Annotated in this window: 17 protein-coding genes; 4 read left to right on the forward strand and 13 right to left on the reverse strand. The window is 38.1% G+C overall.

Annotated elements, in window-relative coordinates; translation table 11 throughout:
* Positions 1 to 184: 184 nt before the first annotated feature.
* The 7 genes from AC1VU3_RS05145 to AC1VU3_RS05175 form a co-directional block, all read right to left on the reverse strand.
* Positions 185 to 1,090, reverse strand: coding sequence for a chemotaxis protein CheW (locus tag AC1VU3_RS05145; RefSeq protein ID WP_482982954.1), 906 nt, complete (start codon positions 1,088 to 1,090; stop codon positions 185 to 187).
* A 67-nt stretch (positions 1,091 to 1,157) separates the two neighbouring features.
* Positions 1,158 to 2,024 carry an NAD(P)-dependent oxidoreductase gene (locus AC1VU3_RS05150; protein WP_482982955.1) on the reverse strand — a complete coding sequence of 289 codons (867 nt, stop codon included), beginning with the start codon at positions 2,022 to 2,024 and terminating at the stop codon, positions 1,158 to 1,160.
* Positions 2,025 to 2,163: 139 nt separating this feature from the next.
* Entirely contained in the window at positions 2,164 to 3,399 is a 1,236-nt protein-coding gene (locus tag AC1VU3_RS05155; RefSeq protein ID WP_482982956.1) for a hypothetical protein, read from the reverse strand.
* Positions 3,392 to 4,546 (reverse strand): DUF58 domain-containing protein, encoded by a 1,155-nt coding sequence (locus AC1VU3_RS05160; protein ID WP_482982957.1) that lies wholly within the window; start codon positions 4,544 to 4,546, stop codon positions 3,392 to 3,394. The genes AC1VU3_RS05155 and AC1VU3_RS05160 overlap by 8 nt, the downstream gene beginning before the upstream one ends.
* A complete protein-coding gene (locus AC1VU3_RS05165) occupies positions 4,543 to 5,481 on the reverse strand; it encodes an AAA family ATPase (protein WP_482982958.1) in 939 nt (312 codons plus the stop codon). Before AC1VU3_RS05165 ends, AC1VU3_RS05160 begins: the two co-directional genes overlap by 4 nt.
* The gene (locus AC1VU3_RS05170) at positions 5,478 to 5,681 is read right to left on the reverse strand and encodes a Spo0E family sporulation regulatory protein-aspartic acid phosphatase (protein ID WP_482982959.1); all 204 of its coding nucleotides are present in this window, start codon (positions 5,679 to 5,681) and stop codon (positions 5,478 to 5,480) included. Before AC1VU3_RS05170 ends, AC1VU3_RS05165 begins: the two co-directional genes overlap by 4 nt.
* A gap of 97 nt (positions 5,682 to 5,778) precedes the next feature.
* Positions 5,779 to 5,967 carry a hypothetical protein gene (locus tag AC1VU3_RS05175; protein ID WP_480388726.1) on the reverse strand — a complete coding sequence of 63 codons (189 nt, stop codon included), beginning with the start codon at positions 5,965 to 5,967 and terminating at the stop codon, positions 5,779 to 5,781.
* 294 nt (positions 5,968 to 6,261) lie between these two features.
* On the opposite strand from AC1VU3_RS05175, the gene AC1VU3_RS05180 reads away from it, so the two are divergent.
* The 3 genes from AC1VU3_RS05180 to AC1VU3_RS05190 all read left to right on the forward strand — a co-directional run bounded on the left by AC1VU3_RS05180 (position 6,262) and on the right by AC1VU3_RS05190 (position 7,853).
* Positions 6,262 to 6,450 (forward strand): YkvS family protein, encoded by a 189-nt coding sequence (locus AC1VU3_RS05180; RefSeq protein WP_480388727.1) that lies wholly within the window; start codon positions 6,262 to 6,264, stop codon positions 6,448 to 6,450.
* A 173-nt stretch (positions 6,451 to 6,623) separates the two neighbouring features.
* Positions 6,624 to 7,235, forward strand: coding sequence for a CPBP family intramembrane glutamic endopeptidase (locus tag AC1VU3_RS05185; RefSeq protein ID WP_480388728.1), 612 nt, complete (start codon positions 6,624 to 6,626; stop codon positions 7,233 to 7,235).
* A 27-nt stretch (positions 7,236 to 7,262) separates the two neighbouring features.
* Complete coding sequence (locus AC1VU3_RS05190; RefSeq protein ID WP_480388729.1) at positions 7,263 to 7,853, forward strand: hypothetical protein; 591 nt, start codon at positions 7,263 to 7,265, stop codon at positions 7,851 to 7,853.
* Between the two features lie 185 nt (positions 7,854 to 8,038).
* On the opposite strand, the gene AC1VU3_RS05195 is transcribed toward AC1VU3_RS05190, so the two are convergent.
* Positions 8,039 to 8,482 (reverse strand): MarR family winged helix-turn-helix transcriptional regulator, encoded by a 444-nt coding sequence (locus AC1VU3_RS05195; RefSeq protein ID WP_480388730.1) that lies wholly within the window; start codon positions 8,480 to 8,482, stop codon positions 8,039 to 8,041.
* A gap of 74 nt (positions 8,483 to 8,556) precedes the next feature.
* Positions 8,557 to 9,600, reverse strand: coding sequence for an ATP-binding protein (locus tag AC1VU3_RS05200; RefSeq protein WP_480388731.1), 1,044 nt, complete (start codon positions 9,598 to 9,600; stop codon positions 8,557 to 8,559).
* A 189-nt stretch (positions 9,601 to 9,789) separates the two neighbouring features.
* Between AC1VU3_RS05200 and AC1VU3_RS05205 the strand changes: the two genes are divergently transcribed.
* Positions 9,790 to 11,550 (forward strand): B12-binding domain-containing radical SAM protein, encoded by a 1,761-nt coding sequence (locus tag AC1VU3_RS05205; RefSeq protein WP_482982960.1) that lies wholly within the window; start codon positions 9,790 to 9,792, stop codon positions 11,548 to 11,550.
* Positions 11,551 to 11,693: 143 nt separating this feature from the next.
* Here AC1VU3_RS05205 and AC1VU3_RS05210 read toward each other — a convergent pair whose 3' ends face one another.
* The 4 genes from AC1VU3_RS05210 to AC1VU3_RS05225 form a co-directional block, all read right to left on the reverse strand.
* The gene (locus AC1VU3_RS05210; RefSeq protein WP_482982961.1) at positions 11,694 to 13,046 is read right to left on the reverse strand and encodes a TrkH family potassium uptake protein; all 1,353 of its coding nucleotides are present in this window, start codon (positions 13,044 to 13,046) and stop codon (positions 11,694 to 11,696) included.
* A gap of 150 nt (positions 13,047 to 13,196) precedes the next feature.
* A complete protein-coding gene (locus AC1VU3_RS05215) occupies positions 13,197 to 13,970 on the reverse strand; it encodes a TerC family protein (protein WP_480388734.1) in 774 nt (257 codons plus the stop codon).
* A gap of 220 nt (positions 13,971 to 14,190) precedes the next feature.
* Positions 14,191 to 15,276 carry an SDR family oxidoreductase gene (locus tag AC1VU3_RS05220; protein ID WP_482982962.1) on the reverse strand — a complete coding sequence of 362 codons (1,086 nt, stop codon included), beginning with the start codon at positions 15,274 to 15,276 and terminating at the stop codon, positions 14,191 to 14,193.
* A 422-nt stretch (positions 15,277 to 15,698) separates the two neighbouring features.
* On the reverse strand, positions 15,699 to 18,761 hold the full coding sequence (locus AC1VU3_RS05225) for an efflux RND transporter permease subunit (protein WP_482982963.1): 3,063 nt from the start codon (positions 18,759 to 18,761) through the stop codon (positions 15,699 to 15,701).
* Positions 18,762 to 18,921: the final 160 nt, after the last annotated feature.

The raw sequence follows: 18,921 nt of genomic DNA on the forward strand, positions 1-18,921 counted from the left end.
CCCTTTCTTCTTAGACAAATATCTGCTGTAACAACGTTTTCCTAACCAACTTCCTGTTGGCCCACAGAAAGCGTCCGACGCAGCGGAGAACCTAAGGTTCCAAAATAAGAAAGCACAAATGATTCTTATCAAAATCATTCATGCTCCACATTCTATTTACCCCAGCCACTATCCCAAGCTTCATCTATAAGATATACTCGTCTATCTTTTTTACAAGCTCCTCTATCTCTGGCTTACTAACCTGCTCATTTGCACCAACCTGGTCTCCCTTATGACGAAGATCCTCTGTGATCAAGCTCGAAAAAATAAGCACAGGCAGCTTCGTTAGACCCGGATGCTCTTTTATTAATCGGGTTAACGTATGTCCATCCATTTGTGGCATCTCAATATCCGTAACCACCATCTGTACATGTTCTGAAATATCAGGGCTCACACGCTCTAAACTTTCCAAGTACTGAAAAGCATCTAATCCGTTCTCAAAAAATTCCGTATTTCCATATCCAGCTTGAGAAAGTGTCTCGTGCAAAAGCTTCCGAAGTAGGGGAGAATCTTCTGCAATAAGTATCTTCTTGTTAGATCTTTCTCTCGGGCCTAATTTTCGAATAGAGTCTACAAGAATACCTGATTCTGGATTAATGTTCACCATAATTCTTTCAAAATCCAATAATAACAGCATCTCATCTTCTCTTTTAATGACACCAATTACATGAGACGCTCCTCCTTGATACACTTCAGAAGGCTTCTCTATTTGATTCCAGGTGATTCGGTGAATCTTCGTTACATTTTCAACATGGAATACTACTTTTTGTTTGTTAAACTCTGCCACGATATATTTTTCCTTTTCTTTTTCAGAAGAAAAAGTGACGCCTAACACTCTTCCCATGTGGATAACAGGAAGCACCTCACCACGAAGCTGTATAATCCCTTCGATATGAGGATGTGCAAGAGGTATAAATGTTACGGGGATAGGCTGAATGATTTCCTTTACTTTTATTACATTGATACCATAACTACTATTTCCAACCTGAAATTCTACTATTTCTAATTCATTAGTTCCGCTCTCTAACAAAATACCTTGATCCATGCTCATGATTTGACTCTCCCTTTCTTATCTCAATTAATCCAATTGTATCATAGGGAGGTAAAAAATTACTATACTATTCGTACACTTTTATCAGGGCTTGAGTCCCATTTTCTCCATAACCTTCTTCAATCAATTGGTCATACATTGATTTTGCAAGAGCTAATCCTGGGAGCTGAATATTCATTTTCTCAGCTTCTTCTAACGCTATCTTCATGTCCTTTACAAAATGTTTAATATAAAAGCCTGGCTCGAAGTTTTCAGCCAGTATTCTTGGCGCTAGGTTGCTTAGTGAAAAAGAGGCAGCTGCACCGGTTGATATCGATTTTAATACTTGTTCCAAATCTAACCCAGCTGCTTTTCCATATGCCAACGCTTCACAGACACCAATCATATTGGAAGCAATCGTTATTTGATTACACATCTTTGTATGCTGACCGGATCCTGCTAATCCTTGATATAAAATGGTTTCCCCGAAAGTCTCCAAGATTGGCAAGACATTCTCAAAGGTCTCTCGCTCCCCACCACACATAATCGAAAGCTTCCCTAGTTGTGCCCCTATATCTCCTCCTGAAACTGGCGCATCCAAAGCATGCATACCTAACTCTTTTGCCTTTTCAGAAATCTCTTTTGCTAAGCTAGGTGTAGAGGTCGTTAAATCAATAACCACTTGTCCAACCTGAGGGGAAACGAATATCCCTTCTTCCCCAAAGTATACCTCTTTTACATCATGAGGATATCCAACCATCGTAAATACTATTTCAGCGTCTTTAGCAGCTTCACTAGGATTGGTTGCCCAGTTTGCTCCTAGTTGGAGGAGCTCTTCTGCCTTTTCCTTTGTTCTAGTATAAACCTTCACATCATGCCCAGCTTTTAATAAATGTTTGACAATACTTTTTCCCATTACTCCCGTGCCAATAAATCCTATTTTACTTCCACTCATTGTTTCCCCTCCTATGTGTATGTATATCCTTAGTGTAACAAAAAAAGAGGACCATCCAAAATAAATTCGGATGATCCTTAAAAAGGGGGAAATGAGAATGTTGCTGTGTTCAATATTAATATGCCCGCTTTTTAACTTCTTAAACCTCTTTTTTTAAAAAAATTTTATTTTTTATTTTTTCTATCGATTCCATGAAGATTTTTGCTTTATTTTCTTCAATAGTGACGCCCCCATAGCGAACCTCTTCATATATATCATAAAATTTTGAATCTACATTCCAAGCCATTCTATGAAACCATTCCCTAACAGTTTCATTTTTTCGACGTTCTAACTCATACTGCCTTGCTTCTGCTTCAAATTTCTTGTACTCCTCTCGGAGATAGGAGGATTCTATAAGATATAAAGAAGAGCTTGAATCACCATCATTCCTCTTCTTTTCGTCAGGCTCATAAGACTTGTTTTCATAAGTAATCGGATTTTCTACTTTGCTAAATATCTCAGGCTTTTTCTTTAGAAGAAAATAGACAGCCCCAGCAATCCCAACCGCTCCAAAAGCTACTAGCAGCCAATTCAAAAAGTCCAAACCACCTAGTGGCTCGTAATTCGTTTTTTCTGGCTGTTCCTCTAATTGCTCTCCTACTTCAGTAGAAGTTTGTATACTTTCTGGTTCAACCATGTTACTTTGGATCCATTCAATCAGGCTTTCTAAGGGAGGGCCAACGATAAACATCAAAACTTTCAAAAACCCTTCCAACAGAAACCCTATCCCCACTCGTATAAACGGAAATAACAAATACACAAGAAAAGACGAGAGACTAACGATTAGCAAGCTTATGCCTATCCATAAAGTTAGCATTCTCTTGCTAATTGTATTCATTCGATCCGCAGCAGACCAAACGGCAATCAGCCGGGAAATATAAAATACTAGTATTCCTCCAATAAAGACTACGTACAATACCGGCAAATAACTTTTGTTGCTGGAGAGTAAAAATAGGTAGACCCCTACAAAGGAGATAAAGTAAAAAAGCAGAAAACTACTATCTAAAGTCTGCTCTTCCTGCTGTCTTTTAAACCGCGCATCCAATCTCCACATAGAAAACACAACGGAAATAAGATAAAGCCAAATAGAACCTGATAAAAGTGGTATTAGCACAACGACAGGTATTAGGATAGTGGCATACTGTACACCTCTAAACCTACTAATAACAATTTGCACACTGATAGCGATTAGCAGCTGTAGTACAATCCAGACAATCGGTAGCGAGAACATTGTTTGACGCTGTATGACTACAAAAAAAATCGTGACAATCCAAATATCCGCTAGATATTTTCCCAGGGACTGTGGTTGGGTGACAAACGTTTGAGTATTATTCATGCTCTTTTCTCCTTACATTGTCACGCTGAAAAACAACAGCTCGCTGCTCCCAGCTATCTAGAATGGATTTATATCGTTCCGCATTTTTTGTGACAACATAGACCGCTGTTGGCAGTTCTTCATGGGCGTTTATGTAAGCAAGCATCTTTTCAAAAGAAAGATAGCTGGCATTCGAAGAAATTAGCGCTAGCAGCTCTAACGCTTGAATACGATGGTTATCACCGCTACCAACCGGCATAAAGATGAACGGTGTTTTCCCTGTTGATCTTATGTTTATAGCAAAAGAAAAAGGGAGCTCCTCCTTGTAGCAAGCTTCTATATGAGATGCTAGCCATGACAGCTTGTCCTCAAAATCAACAGTAATCCCATATTTCTCCACCACATTAACAACGAACATTACAGATACGTTAGCTACCTTTGTAAATACCTTCGTTTGAAGTGCTTGCAATTTTGCGGAAGCTTTCCAATGGATATGGTGGAACTGATCTCCAGGCTGATATTCTCTTGTACCGACAAGTAAAAAGGGATCATCAAATAACGAGCTTTTTAGCTCCAAATGGCCTTGCTTAAATCTCGACGGAACCAAGTCATCTCCAACCTGATAGATTTTCGGAAACACGATGGCATCTGTTAAGATAAATGGATGATAGTCAAGTTGAATAGACCCATCCATTAAAGGATGGGGAATGCTTATTTCGAGCTGTTTTATACGAGCCTGTCCTCTTTGTATCCCTTGAATCGGTATACGAAGTTTTACTTTCTTTTTATAGCCTATTGAAAAGGGAATCTTGACTTCATGCAAGCCAACAGTGATTGTATTAGCCAAGCCGCTAGGAGAAACTGCCGATGGGAAGGAAATTTGAAGCGTACTATTCCAGATAGGTAAGCCTTTGTTAATAAAGACTAATTCAAAATATCCGTCCGTTCCAATCAATAATCTCGTTCTTTTTTTCTCATTAACAAGCTCTAGTCCTTTCCCTACCCTTTTATAATAAAGCATCGCCACCAAAGTAATGAGTATAGGGATAGAAAGAATGGCTAGTAGTAAAAACTGCTGTAACAATAAAGCCAGTATGAAAACAAAAAGCATAACAGACAAATAGCTTATACTAGCTTTCATACCAAAATCATGTCTTTTCCAAATCATTGCATGCTAGCCTCTACTGGTGCTTCAATACCTTCTAATAAGCCTTGCATAACACCAGTTAATGTATGCACCAGCATCCCCTCAGAGGACAGCTTCATCCTATGTAAGCAAACTGGCTCTACTACCTGCTTTACGTCATCAGGAATCACATAATTTCTGCCATGAAGAAACGCATATGCTTTAGAGGCTTGCAATAAAGCCAGAGATGCACGACTGCTTAATCCAAGCTCTATAGAAGGATGATTCCTAGTACTCTGAATTATCTGAATTATGTAAGTAATAATATCCTCATGAACTAACACTTCTTTTATTTCCTCTGACCATTTGTTTACTGCCTCTAACGTAACAACCTGCTTACTTTTTACTTTTCCTGGCTCTTTACCGAATTGCTGCAAAATCATTCTCTCTTCTTCCATGGAAGGATAATCAATCGATAGCTTGAATAGAAAACGATCAAGCTGAGCTGCTGGCAGCGGAAAAGTTCCTTGCTGTGACTCCACTGGGTTTTGGGTAGCAATAACCATGAAGGGCTGTGGCAGCTTAATCGTCTGTCCATCAATGGAAACCTGTTTCTCTTCCATCGCCTCTAATAAACTAGATTGTGTGCGCGGGGTTGCTCTATTAATCTCGTCTGCTAATAAAATATTAGCCATCACTGGTCCTGTACGTAGGATAAACTCGTGCTTTTGCGGATGAAAGAAGCTGATTCCAGTGACATCGGAAGGTAGCACATCAGGGGTAAACTGTACACGCTTGAATTCTCCTTGAATTGCTTCAGCAAAGGCCTTAGCCATCATTGTTTTCCCAGAGCCTGGGACACTTTCAAGTAGGACATGCCCTTGGAGCAGTAGCCCCATTAGCATGAAATCTATCTCTATTTCTCTCCCAACTATCGCTTTGTTTAGCTCTCTTTTTAATTCTGCAACACTACTCATATAATCTCTCCCAATTTTTGGCTAAGGTCAGCTTTCTCTTTTATATGTAACTTATTTACCTGACAATGGAACTCATTTAATAATCGATCTAATTCTTCACTCAAACGAATAGTTTCTCTGTTAGCTACACCATTCTCCACTGCAGATTGAATCATTTTTTCTCTCGTATATTCCATTTGATTTAAAATAGATTCTAGCATACGGTTTCGCCCTTTCGGAAAATGTAATATTTCTATCATTTTACCTGTTATTTCTATTAAATAAACCAGAATATAGAAATTCCAATGATACAAAAAATTAACTTCTCGGGTTCTTTAAATAAGTATATACTATTTTTCCCCCTTGCATAGCATTTCCAGAAAAGTATTTAAAATCCTCCCTTTTTACTAAAATTTCCCTAAAAGAAAGGAAATCTTCCTTGCTTATCTCTAAAAATTCGATTTCTCGATTCTTTAATTGCTCTATTTTTTCTTCATAATTTTCCACAAAAAAACACTCCTATTTCTTTTTAAAAGGTTACTTTCTATTTCCTTACTATATCAGCTTATTTCCTAACAATCCTACTCTTTTACAAAAACCCTTTTCGCGGAAGTGCCTATGATTGGATCTCTTTCCATTTCAGCATCTTATTGAAAATATCTTCATTTTGTTAGATATCAGTAAAAATTAAAAAACATATGAGTATTTTTAATTTAAAAACATTCTATGAAAATACTTTACGAACTTCTAGTTTTAGTGCAAACTGTATTATATTATGTTCTAGAGGGGTTGGGACAATCTATGAAAATAGCAGAAGTTGGCAATATAATAGAATTCAGAGATGGACTTCAAGGAATAGTAGAAAAAGTAAACGAAAATTCCGTCATTGTTGATTTGACTTACATGGAAAACTTCCATGAGTTAGAGTTAGAAGAAAAAACTGTAATTAACCATAAGCGTTATACAATTATACATAGCAATGACAATTAAAAACGGAGCCGTTCCTCTTAAATGAAGAACGGTTTTATTGATGAATGGACCCTCTACTTCTTGCCTCCTACTTTCCATCTCCTTATTCACAAAATCATAAGTGTTTTCCTCGCTTAATCGATTATTTTTTGGGGAACCTATAATTAGCCCTAATTTTAAAGGATGTGCTTTATTTGTTTAATAAAAAAACAATTATATGGTTAGTATTGCCTTTATTGCTTGCCTTTTTGTTTTATTGGCTTACTTATACTAATGAAAAAGTTTTTTGGTATTTCTACTCATTTACAACCCTCTTCTTAGCTGCCATTGCTTTTTATGCAGGAGATATAAAGGACGAGCTCAAAACGTTACCATTTCTAGGTTATGGTCTGTTATTTGGAGGCCTTTCCTACCTTTTTGTTTTATTAGCGTATAAACTGGTCGAGATTTTACCGTTTTTCTCCACAAAGGGAGTTAGAACCTTTTTAGAGGATTTTGGACCAAGCAACTTATGGCATTTTATTTTGTTGTTTATCATCATCGTTCCGGGGGAAGAATTATTTTGGAGAGGTTTTTTACAAAGTCACCTAAAGAACTTAGTATCCCCTATTTATGCAATTGTCATCTGTGCAGTTCTGTACGGTGCATCATTTCTATTCAGTGGATTCTATCTTGGAACAATAGTATTTACTGTTCTCGGCGCTGCATACGGAATTCTATACGAATGGAAAAAAAGTATGCCACTCATCATCGTGGCGCACATTACGTTACTCGTACTCTTTTTCATCATCTTGCCAGTTGCATAAAATTCTAACTAGAAGGAGCTGACAACTATGAAAAAACTATCTTCTTTATTCATTCTACTCATCTTATCTGTTCTGCTAACAGCTTGTGGCTCAACAGAAACAGATGTTGTGTTGGATGAAACTCCGGAAGACACAGAAGAAGGCCCTTATACAGAGGAAACAACAAATGTTTCGAAAGAAGAGGATGCAACAGAAGAACCGTTAAATGGATCGACAGTTGAAAGTGACAATCTAAACTATTCTATGACAGTAGCGGATGGATTTGAGCTTACTGGCGAAGAGCCAAATAGGGATCTTGTGTTTAACCAAGAAAACGATAAACAGTCCATGAGAATTGAATTAATCGAACCTGGAAATGTACATGATGAAGCAGCAAACCTCGTCAATACATTGCAGGGTTCAAACGCCAACGGTACGGTGGAAGAGATTAAAGACGACTATTTCCTTCCAGAAGGTGAAGAAGTCTATGGCTATGAAATTGAAACCGAGGAAGGAAAAGTTTACGGCTATTCCTATACACAAGGTGAATTAGGCGTGAAATTAACCATTTTTGATACAAAGGAATCTCCAGCAATCGATACCTTTATAAAAATGGCTAAAACAATTAAATTGAAATAAAAACTTCGGGCCTTACCTGGCTCGAAGTTTTTTTAGAAAGAGAAGTATCTATTCATTTTTTCAAGAGCTTTCCTCTCCAACACCCGACCTCTCGAGTAAGTTTCACTAAAGGAAAATGCGGTGGCTAAATGTCTTCTCCCAGGCTTCCCATTTTGTTGGGAGGGGCATAGATACTTGAGCCATTCTTAAGACAAGTTCTTTATAGATAATCCTAGTTTTTTCAGCAATTCTATCGCTTGAAGCTTTTCTTCCTCTGACAATGCAGCCATTAACTCTTCCAGTTCTGCTTCATGTCGAGGAAAGAGATTTCCCATGAGGCTTTTCCCTTCCTCTGTAATCTCTGCATAGGTCACCCTTCGATCGGTATCGCTAGAAACTCTTCTAATATAGCCTCTACCCTCTAGTTTATCTACTACATAAGTAATTGAACCACTTGCCAAGAGGATTTTGTTCCCTATTTGCTGTAGAGGCTGGTTTCCTTTATGATAAAGTAACTCTAAAACCGCAAATTCCGTAGGATTTAAGCCATTATCTTGAAAAAATTGATTGGTGCATTCATGGATCACTTTATGTGCTCTAGAAAGTACAATAAATAATTTTAAAGCACTATTGGATGATTCCTTTGTCATTGTTTACCCCACCTAAAATGATTACGTTATGACTAATTATAATGGGGATAATCTAATATTGTCAAAACAGTGTTTTAAAAATATTTTGGAAAGTAAAAATATAAACTAGTACCTTCCATCACTTTGCTTTCTACATCAATTCTCCCCTTATGCGCCTCCATTACTCGAAGCATATGAGGTAAACCGAGACCTGTCCCAGAGATCTTTGTAGTAAAAAAAGGCGTGAAGATTTGGGCAAGATGCTCTTCTTGAATGCCTACCCCTTCATCTACTATTTTAATTCCAATTTCCACATCTGTTTCAAACTCTTCGATATGAATCTTTCCTTTATCTGTCATTGCCTCCATTGCATTTTTAATCGCATTAATGAAGACCTGCTTTAATAGCTTCCTATTTCCAATGATTTGTGTATCTTTTGGCAACTGAGAGGAATACTGTAACTCAATCCCTTTCATAACCGCTTGAGGCGTCATAAATTGTATGATTTCTACTAGAAGTGAGCTAACTGAAAATGGAATATATTTATCCTCGATAGGCTTTGAAACCTGGAGAAACTCTGTCAAAATTTCTTCCATTCGATTTATTTCATGCTCGATTACATCTAGATATCTTTTTCCATCGCCGTCAGCTGTTTTTAAGAGTAGTTGAGTAAAGCCTTTTAAAGAGGTAATCGGGTTTCTTATTTCATGAGCAATACTTGCTGCTAAATGCCCTACTGTACTTAAAGCCTCTGAGTGTTCAAGCCTTTTTCTTATCGAGACCTTTTCCGTATCATCGAACAATTCTATCAGATACATATCAGCATCTGGCTGTTTAGATAAAATGAGATGCACATGCTTTTTTTCCCCATCCATTACTGTTAGCTCTGTAAATACTTCGGCTTGTCCGGTTTGAATTAAATCTTCAAACATGGTTTTCCAAACTGACTGATTCTTGGCTGTGGCAAAAAAATGCTGTATATTCAGTGTGAATAATGTTTCTCGATCCACTTTAAATATCTTTTCTACTGTGTGGTTGGCGTCTAATATAACTCCTTCTTTGTCTATAAAAATAAGCCCATTTGAGCATTGATGGAACACCTGCTCATATTTTTGTTTGTAATTATATTCAGCTAACACAAATTCACCGGCCCTTTCACAGAGTACTTCTAAGAGACCTCACTTCATTAGATAGATAATTCAAAAAAATTCGGTTAGGTTAGATTATTTCATACTAACCTATATATTCAAATGGTAAAATATAACTATATTGTCGACAAAGGGTTTCACTGTTACAATAGGTATGCAAAATAAAGGAGTTTAAAGATAATGAACATATTATTGACTACGTTGAACGCAAAGTATATCCATACTAATTTAGCCCTTCGCTGCTTAAAGGCTTATGCAGAACCAGACTATTACCCCCTTCTTGTTGAATATACGATTAAAGATCCAACATTTAATATAGTGGCAGACTTGTACCAAAAACGACCAAATATCGTTGGCTTTAGTTGCTACATCTGGAATATCGAAGAAACAATTAAAGTAATCAAGATGCTGAAGACAGTGGATCCTTCAGTAATCATCGTTCTCGGTGGACCCGAGGTATCCTACGACACCAATGCTTGGCTTCGTCAAGTGAAGGAAATAGATTATATTGTTGTAGGCGAAGGAGAACACTCATTTAAAGAGCTGCTCGACTATCTGCATGGCAAAAAGACACTAAAAGAAGTACCTGGAGTAGCATATGTGGTAGACGACAAATTTATTCTAAATCCGCTACCTCCAAAATTAGATTTACGCGAAGCTCCCTCACCATTCCGTTTTGAAGAAGATATACCACATCTTTCTAAAAGAGTTACGTATATTGAAACTAGTAGAGGATGCCCGTTTTCCTGTCAATTCTGTCTATCTTCCATAGAAGTTGGCGTTCGTTACTTCAATAGAGAAAAGGTGAAGGACGACATTCGCTACCTAATGGCAAATGGAGCTAAGACTATCAAGTTTGTAGACAGAACCTTTAATATAAGTCGTAGCTATGCGATGGAAATGTTTCAATTTCTAATTGACGAGCATCTTCCAGGCGTGGTATTCCAATTCGAGATAACAGCAGACATCATGAGACCGGAGGTTATCCAATTCCTAAACGAAAATGCTCCGGCGGGACTCTTCCGTTTTGAAATAGGTGTACAATCAACCAATGACCTGACTAATGAGTTAGTTAAAAGAAGACAAAATTTCGAAAAGCTCAAAAGAACTGTTACGATGGTAAAAAGCGGCGGGAAGATTGATCAGCATCTAGATTTAATTGCTGGACTTCCTGAAGAGGATTATGATTCCTTTAGAAATACATTCAACGAAGTATTTGCCATGCGACCGGAAGAGCTTCAATTAGGCTTTTTGAAGCTTCTTCGAGGGACAGGACTAAGAGTTGAAGCAGAAAAATATGGGTATGTTTATGTAGACCAAGCCCCATATGAAATCTTTTCTAATAATGTTCTAACGTTTGATGATATTTTGAGAATCAAACAAGTAGAAGACGTATTAGAAAAGTATTGGAATGCCCATCGAATGGATGACACGCTTGAATACTTATTTGCACATGTTTTTGACACACCATTCGACTTTTTCCAACAATTTGGGACCTACTGGGAGGAACGAAATTGGTCGAGAATTGGTCACCAGCTAGAGGATTTATTTTCTCGGTTATACGATTTCTTGAAAACGGTCGAAGGTGTAAACCTAGCAGCTGTTAAAAGTGTAATGAAGCTCGATTATCTATCTAAGCAGAAGTTCCAGCCTCGTAAGCCTTGGTGGGAAAATGACCTACCAAAGGAGAACCAGTCAGCTATTTATAAAATGCTTATGGAAAATCCTTTGCTTGTAGGAGAAGAATTTGCAGCATTCCAATTGAACGAGCGAGAGCTATTTAAACAAACCTTTCTTACTCCTATCACCATTAATTTGGAAGCATACCAAAATGGCGAAATAAAAGAGCAGAATGGAATATTAATTACCACCTTCCGATTTAACGAAAAAGCCCATTTCTCTTTTTTGCCTCATGCCGATAGTAACATCACGGCCTTATAGAAGGAACACGCAACAAGCACTTACGAACCACAACGAGGGTACGTAAGTGCTTGTTGCTTTTTAGGGGTCCTAAATAATGGAGAATATGCGAAAGGATAGACAGGCATGTTAAAAAGTAGGCCTTCTATCCTTTTTAATGAGGTCTATCCAATAATCACTCGTTCTTTTGGATAATGATATTTTGTTTTATTTCTTCCTCCCCCTAGCGTAAACAGGAAGGAAATTAATCCAACTCGTCCAATAAACATTAAACCCATTATGACAATCTTTCCTATTGTACTCAGGTTGTCCGTGATTCCAAGCGACATTCCGCAGGTTCCAAATGCGGAGGTAATCTCAAAAATTAAGTGAGTTACTGGAATATTCTTCTCTGTAACAGATAATAAAAGAGTAGCCCCTAGCACCATAAAAGCTGCCAGTATAATCACTGCAAATGCCCGAAATACATCAGCTAATTCTATTTCTCGACGAAATACTTGTATGCTGTCATTACCTCTTGAAAAATTGAAAAGGAAGAGGATTGCAATTGCAAGGGTAGTTGTCCGAATCCCCCCACCAACTGAGCTTGGTGACGCCCCTATAAACATTAATGCACTTAGTAAAAAATTTGTCCCTTCTTGAAATTCCGTAATATCGAAGGTAGTGAGTCCCGCTGATCTTGTCGATACGGAATGAAAGAATGACGTAAAAAGCTTTTCATGCCAAGGCATACCCTTTAGAGACTCAGTCATTTCTAGCAAAAATATCATAACTGTTCCAAATACTAATAAGATGGCAAACGTAATGGTCGTCAGCTTTGTAAATAATGAAAAGCGGAAATTTTTATTTTTATTCGACAAGAATTCTTTTACTTCAATAAGAACCGGAAATCCTATAGCACCAAAAATAATTAAAATACTAGTCATAATCTGTATAAAATAATCATGATGATATGGCTTTAATGAATTGCCTGTAATATCAAAGCCCGCATTAGTAGTAGCAGAAACAGATGTAAATATTCCATGCACTAAGGCCTCTTTAAAGGTGTCGTAATACTGAGTGAAATACAATGTTAATATAATTGCACCAATTACCTGTATGAGCAACAGAATCTTTACTATCTCGCGGATAAGGTTTACCACACCAGATAGCTTTGACTGATTATGGTCCACCATGATGAGCTGTCTCTCTCTTAGACCAATCTTCTTTCCTGAAATCAACCATATAAATGTTCCTATCGACATAATCCCAATCCCGCCAAGCTGTAAGATCAGGACAATCATAAAATAGCCAAAGTTTGTATACGTCTGGGATACATCAATGGTGGTTAATCCAGTAACACTTACTGCACTAACAGCAGTAAAAACACTATCAATAAAATCAATTCTTACACCAGGACGATATACTCCTGGAAGGTTAAGCAGGATAACAGAAACCCCTATCGCAAGAAAATAGTAAACGACTATTATTTGCGCCGGACTAAATTTCATGCTCGTTCGTAAAGTATTTTTATTCATCCATAATGTCCTTTCCATTTAACTCCTGTGAACCTATTGTAAGAAAAAACGGTATAAAAAGATAGTTCTATTTACGTCATACCTAATTTCAAATTTTTAAAACAAAAAAAGCTACCCTAAGCATTAGATTGCTCAGAATAGCTTTTAATATTAGTTCGCAGCTTTTTTGTTTTTCGCAACACCTAATAGGTATCCACCAATTGCAATTGCCAGTAAGACAATCCAGAAAGTAATTTTCCAGCCAGCAGAATGTGGGAAGTGCTCATCTAGAATACCTACGTTTTTATGCGATAGAGTTAACACAGTAAGTTTTACCCCTACCCATCCAACGATTAAGAATGCAGCAGTCTCGAGTGTAGGATATTTCTCTAGTAATTGAACAAATTTATGTGCAGCAAAACGCATAATAATCAGTCCAAAAATACCTCCGAGGAACATAACAGTGAACTGTCCACCATTAATGCCTCCTATTTCCCATTCTCCCCAGTATGGTAATGTTACTGCAATCGCAACAGCAGCAAGCATAGAATCGATAGCAAACGCGATATCAGCAAGCTCTACCTTTAATACTGTCATCCAGAAACCTGAACCTTTTGCTTCCTGCTCTATACCATCTGTTTGAATATGTGGGCCTGGCTTCTTCCTTTGATCATAAATATGCTTAATCGAAATGAACAATAGATATGCTGCTCCGATTGCTTGAACCTGCCAAATATCTACCAAGAATGTAATCAAAAATAACGCTAAGAATCTAAATACAAATGCTCCTAGAAGCCCGTAAAATAGCGCTTTTTTCTGTTGCGCTTTTGGTAAATGTTTCACCATTACCGCCATAACAACTGCATTATCAGCAGCAAGTAAGCCCTCAAGCCCTACTAATACTAGTAAAACCCAGCCATACTCTAATAAAATTCCATAATCCAATGTAGTTCCTCCTTTTGAAAAATAAAAAGACCCCTGCCTTTAAAAGGCAAAGGTCTTGCTAAGCAAATGTAATACTTGCTATCATAACCGATGGCATTTAAGCCATGTAATGACGACTATGAAATAGGTTTCCCTATAGCTACTCCCCTTTGACAAAAGTCAAAAGTCTATTTAGTTATATAATTATCCTACCACAAACTTTTCTCAAATAAAAGGGATATTATTTTATCTGAATATGGAAGTTTGAGTCGTCCTTATGTTGATTATAAAAACGAATCATAGAAGGAATGGATTCAAGGAAATCTGGACATTCAATCTTTCCTTTTCTTAAGATACTTTCCGCCACGGTAGTGTCAAAAGATGAATTCCATGTTACATAATCAATTGTTTCCTTCTCCACCTGAAGCATTTTCCTTACAGGATAGAAATTCAAAGACACTTTTGCAATGCCAAGCGGCAATCTCCCCTTTGGATATTTACCTGTGATCTCTTTCACAAAAGCGCGATATATTTCTTCAACCGGATACGGCTTTGGATCTGTAAGATGAAGTGTCTTTCCAACTGCTTCCTCTGAAAAACAACAATAAATAGCCGCTTTCGTAATATAATCGCACGGCACCACATTGATGAATGAGCTAGACTTCCCTAAATACGGGATGAATGGCAGCTTTTTAAGCTTTGTGATCATATTAATGAAAAAGTATGGACCATCAAATTTAATCGTTTCCCCAGTTTTGGAGTCCCCTCTCACAATCCCAGGACGAATTATGGTGACTGGCAGCTTTTCCTTTAATAATTCCACCAATTCCTCTGCTTTATACTTGGTTTCCTCGTAGAAATTTTTAAAGCTTGGAGGTTGTACTAATTCTGTCTCCAAAAGCTTTCCTTCCCGAGTACCAGCCACGTAGGCAGTACTAAAATACATGTACCTTTTGAGATTTGGAAACTTTAGCGCAAAATGATTCACTATATCCGTGCCATGCACATTGACTTTCCATGCTAAATCCTTTGGAACAGCCAAATCATATATTGCTGCAAGATGCCATATGTATTCTACTTCCTGTACTAGTTGTTCCATTGTTTCTTCTAGAAGCCCAACGTTCGGAAGCGTAATATCCCCTTCAATCGGTATTATCGGTATATCCTTACCATCCCGACCAATTTCCTCAATCACCTCTTTTGCCTTTTGAAGCTGACTCGGTAAAACCAGCACATAAATCTTACTCACCGCATCCTGTTGACGAAGCTCTTTGATTAAATTGGAGGCTAAAAAGCCCGGAAATCCAGTAAAAAGCATGTTCCCCATAAAACCACTCCTTTGAAAAGAATTATACTAAAAAAGAGGAGAGGAGAGAACAAAATATATGGAAAAGACTTAATACGTTACTTTTGCTAATAAAGGATAGCATGCTCTTCCTCAAGTGTCAGTCACAGCAATGCAAAACCCCACTCTAGATAAAACCCAAAATATTTTTTATAGCATGGTACCGCAGCTTAATCGCAAGATCCAACCAAATAATCGCAAAATACCTAGCGCTTAGCGCAAGATTCCACTCCTTAATCGTACAATCCTATTTCCCTATTAAATCCTCATACCTTAAACTCACCGTAACTCCACACAAACGAAAAGCACCTACGACGAAATATTCATCGTAAGTGCCTTTATTCTTCCTATCTTCAATTCCACTGCTCATGTACAATTCTTACCTGTTAAACAAGAGCCTGGATTTATTTATGACTCTCCATTCTTCTCGTTTCCTTATCAAATAAGCTGTACACGACTGGAACAATGAAAAGTGTCAAGAAAGTGGAGCTAATAAGTCCACCAATAACCGTCAATGCCATTGGCTGATTTATTTCAGTACCTTCCCCTAAACCAAGTGCTAGCGGAACAAGTCCTAATATAGTCGTAAGGGAAGTCATCAAAATAGGTCTGACGCGATCCTTAACAGAAGAAATAATTGCTTCGTAGGTATCTAATCCTTCTGCCTTTCTTTGATTGATATAATCAACCAAAACAATGCCGTTGTTCACGACAATCCCTACTAATATTAGTATCCCAATGATAGCCGACACACTAATAGGTGTAGAAGTCGTAACAAGGGAAATCGCAATTCCGATAACAATAAGTGGAACTGTAAACATAATAACAAACGGATACTTATAGGATTCAAATTGTGCTGCCATTACAATGTAAACTAAAATTACCGCTAGAATAATCGCTAAAATCATGTCACTTTTCGCACTATCTAACAGCTCTCTGTCTCCACCAAAGGAAACACGAATATTTTCTGGGAATTGCTGCTGTTCGATGACCTCATCAATTCTGTCAGATATATCCCCTAAGTTATTGTTAGATTGATACTTCACCGTAAAAGAAACCGCACTTTCTTGATCTATAGATCGTATTGCAACAGGTCCCTCCGCTATCTGAATATCCGCTACCTCTTGCAGCTCCACAAACTGTCCAGAAGGTGCACGCAGCTGGAGCGTTCGAAGCTTATCTATACTTTTCCGATCCTCTTCTTCATAACGTACGTACACACTGTACACTTCACTGTCCTCGGAAATGATCTGTGTCGCGAGTGCTCCTCTTGTAATATTATTGACCGTCTGTGCTATTTGATAGGATGTCAGGCCATATTCGGTAGCCGCTTCTCTCTTCACATTCACCTGAATTTCCTCTAGTTTGGATGTCACGTCACTATTTACCTTCATGACTCCTTCTAGCTCTGTAAGATCCTGATGCAGCTTTGTTACTGCTTGATTTAGAGCCTTTTCATCTGCAGAGGATACACTAAAGGACAAAAGATTCGGAGAGGAACCAGAGGATGTTTGGACTCCAAAACCTATCTCAGCATTCTCTCCAACTGCCTTCATCACTTTTGGCTCAACCTCGTCTACAAACTCAAATATAGAGCGTTCTCTTTCAGAGAGTTCCTTTAATTTTACAGAAATCTCGGCAATGTTAGATCTAGAGGTTCCTCGAGATTGGCTTTCCTGGCTTCCCCCTACGAAGCTTACGTAGACATCCACTTCGTCTTCTTGCTTTAAGATATCCTCAATTTTCTTCACTACCTCGTCTGTTGCTGCAAAGGAGGATCCGTTTTCAAGTCGGACAGAAATCGAAAAGAATCCTTCATCCGTCGCCGGTAAAAATTCAGTTCCCACTCTGTATACACCAAATACAGATAATACTAACATTACTGCTGTAATCGCTAATAAAAGCACCCTGTTCTTCAGAGACCATTTAATAGAGCGTTCCAAATTATTGTACGCTTTCGATCTCCTTCTTCTAGCTTCCAAGTCACCTTTCGGCTTTTTCAAAAATTGACTTGCCAGCATCGGAATCACCGTAACTGCCACTACTAAAGAAGCAAACAAGCTAAATGCTATCGTTAGAGCAAATTCAGTAAAAATTTGTCCAATTAAACCGGATAGGAATATAACAGGTACGAATACCGCCACCGTGGTTAATGTAGATGCCGTAATAGCGCCTATTACTTCTCGTGTCCCTTCAAAGGTCGCTTCTCTTCGGTTTTTACCTAAGCCTAGATGCCTTTCAATATTTTCAATCACGACAATCGAGTTATCGACCAGCATCCCAATACCTAACGCTAATGCCCCTAGCGTCATAATATTTAAAGAAAAACCTGCAAAATACATTAAAACAAACGTAACAATCACCGAATAAGGTATTGCTACCCCTACAATAATTGGACTTCGAATTCCTTTTAAGAAGAGGAATAAAATAACCATTGCTAGCAGACCACCAGTGATTAATGTGCTACCTATATTGCTGATCGCTAGTTTCACATAATCTCCTTGGTCAAATAAAATATCAGCAGTGACTCCTTTATATTCATCCTTCTCAAGCTGTTTCTCTAATGCCTCTTTAAATGCGGTTGATACATTCGCAGTGTTTGCACTTGATTCCTGAAGCACGGATAACATTACCGCCGGCTGATCATTTGCCCTAGTGACCGAATTTTGCTCCTGCTCCGCAATTTGAACAGTCGCTACATTTTTCAGTCTTACCTCTTTACCGGTTAGTGGATTTACTGTAATGACTAAGTTCTCTATTTCTTCCACAGTTGTTAACGTACTAATAATTCTCGTCGTTAAAGATTTCTTATCGTCTGTTTCAATCGGATCTCCCGGCAAGGATATATTGTTTGCTTGGATCAGCTGCACAACATCCGATTGAGTGAGTCCTCTCTTTAGAAGCTCATCCTGCTTTAGGAGAATTTGCACTTCTTCGACAAGGGAACCTGACACATTTACACTTGCAACGCCATCTGTACTGATTAGCTCTTTTTCAAGCTGCTCCGCTATAAGACGCACGTCCTGTCCTTCATTCTCTGCTCGAAGCGACAGCTGGATAACAGGAAACTGAGCCGGATCAAATTTTAAAAACATCGGATCATTCGCACCAGTTGGAACCGGCACCATATCAATTCGCTGCATAATATCTAACTGAACATCATCCATATCTGTAGACCAATCAAACTCTAATAAAACAAAATTTGCTCCCTCTGAGGAGGTGCTGGTTACTGACTTTATACCTTGAAGTGTACTAAGCGATGAAACAAGTGGCTTCGTCAGCTTCTCATCTATTTCGGTCGGGCTAGCACCTGGATAATTCGTAACGACAACTGCCACTGGAGGATTCAAATCGGGAATTAATGTGATAGGAATTTTAAAGAAAGACACGCCACCTAAAATAAGTACCAAAAACATTATTACGGTGGTAAACACGGGTCTTCTTATGGAGAAATCACTTATTTTCATGTATTTATGTACCACCTTCACTTTTGCTATACCTATCATATGCCCAAAAGGACAAGAGTTCAAATATTAATGGCATCTGAGCGAGAGTAAACTACTACCGAGCGACAGTATCGATCTGAGTGAGAGTAAACGCTTCGTCTGAGAGTAATCATCCGTTATC

This window comes from Psychrobacillus sp. Z16_25 (genome assembly GCF_056856695.1).

What these genes read in the sequence shown, in the direction of transcription:
- AC1VU3_RS05145 (WP_482982954.1), bottom strand. Translation starts at nt 1,090, where the DNA reads ATGAGCATGGATCAAGGTATTTTGTTAGAGAGCGGAACTAATGAATTA.
- AC1VU3_RS05150 (WP_482982955.1), bottom strand. Translation starts at nt 2,024, where the DNA reads ATGAGTGGAAGTAAAATAGGATTTATTGGCACGGGAGTAATGGGAAAA.
- AC1VU3_RS05155 (WP_482982956.1), bottom strand. Translation starts at nt 3,399, where the DNA reads ATGAATAATACTCAAACGTTTGTCACCCAACCACAGTCCCTGGGAAAA.
- AC1VU3_RS05160 (WP_482982957.1), bottom strand. Translation starts at nt 4,546, where the DNA reads ATGATTTGGAAAAGACATGATTTTGGTATGAAAGCTAGTATAAGCTAT.
- AC1VU3_RS05165 (WP_482982958.1), bottom strand. Translation starts at nt 5,481, where the DNA reads ATGAGTAGTGTTGCAGAATTAAAAAGAGAGCTAAACAAAGCGATAGTT.
- AC1VU3_RS05170 (WP_482982959.1), bottom strand. Translation starts at nt 5,681, where the DNA reads ATGCTAGAATCTATTTTAAATCAAATGGAATATACGAGAGAAAAAATG.
- AC1VU3_RS05180 (WP_480388727.1), top strand. Translation starts at nt 6,262, where the DNA reads ATGAAAATAGCAGAAGTTGGCAATATAATAGAATTCAGAGATGGACTT.
- AC1VU3_RS05190 (WP_480388729.1), top strand. Translation starts at nt 7,263, where the DNA reads ATGAAAAAACTATCTTCTTTATTCATTCTACTCATCTTATCTGTTCTG.
- AC1VU3_RS05195 (WP_480388730.1), bottom strand. Translation starts at nt 8,482, where the DNA reads ATGACAAAGGAATCATCCAATAGTGCTTTAAAATTATTTATTGTACTT.
- AC1VU3_RS05205 (WP_482982960.1), top strand. Translation starts at nt 9,790, where the DNA reads ATGAACATATTATTGACTACGTTGAACGCAAAGTATATCCATACTAAT.
- AC1VU3_RS05210 (WP_482982961.1), bottom strand. Translation starts at nt 13,046, where the DNA reads ATGAATAAAAATACTTTACGAACGAGCATGAAATTTAGTCCGGCGCAA.
- AC1VU3_RS05220 (WP_482982962.1), bottom strand. Translation starts at nt 15,276, where the DNA reads ATGGGGAACATGCTTTTTACTGGATTTCCGGGCTTTTTAGCCTCCAAT.
- AC1VU3_RS05225 (WP_482982963.1), bottom strand. Translation starts at nt 18,761, where the DNA reads ATGAAAATAAGTGATTTCTCCATAAGAAGACCCGTGTTTACCACCGTA.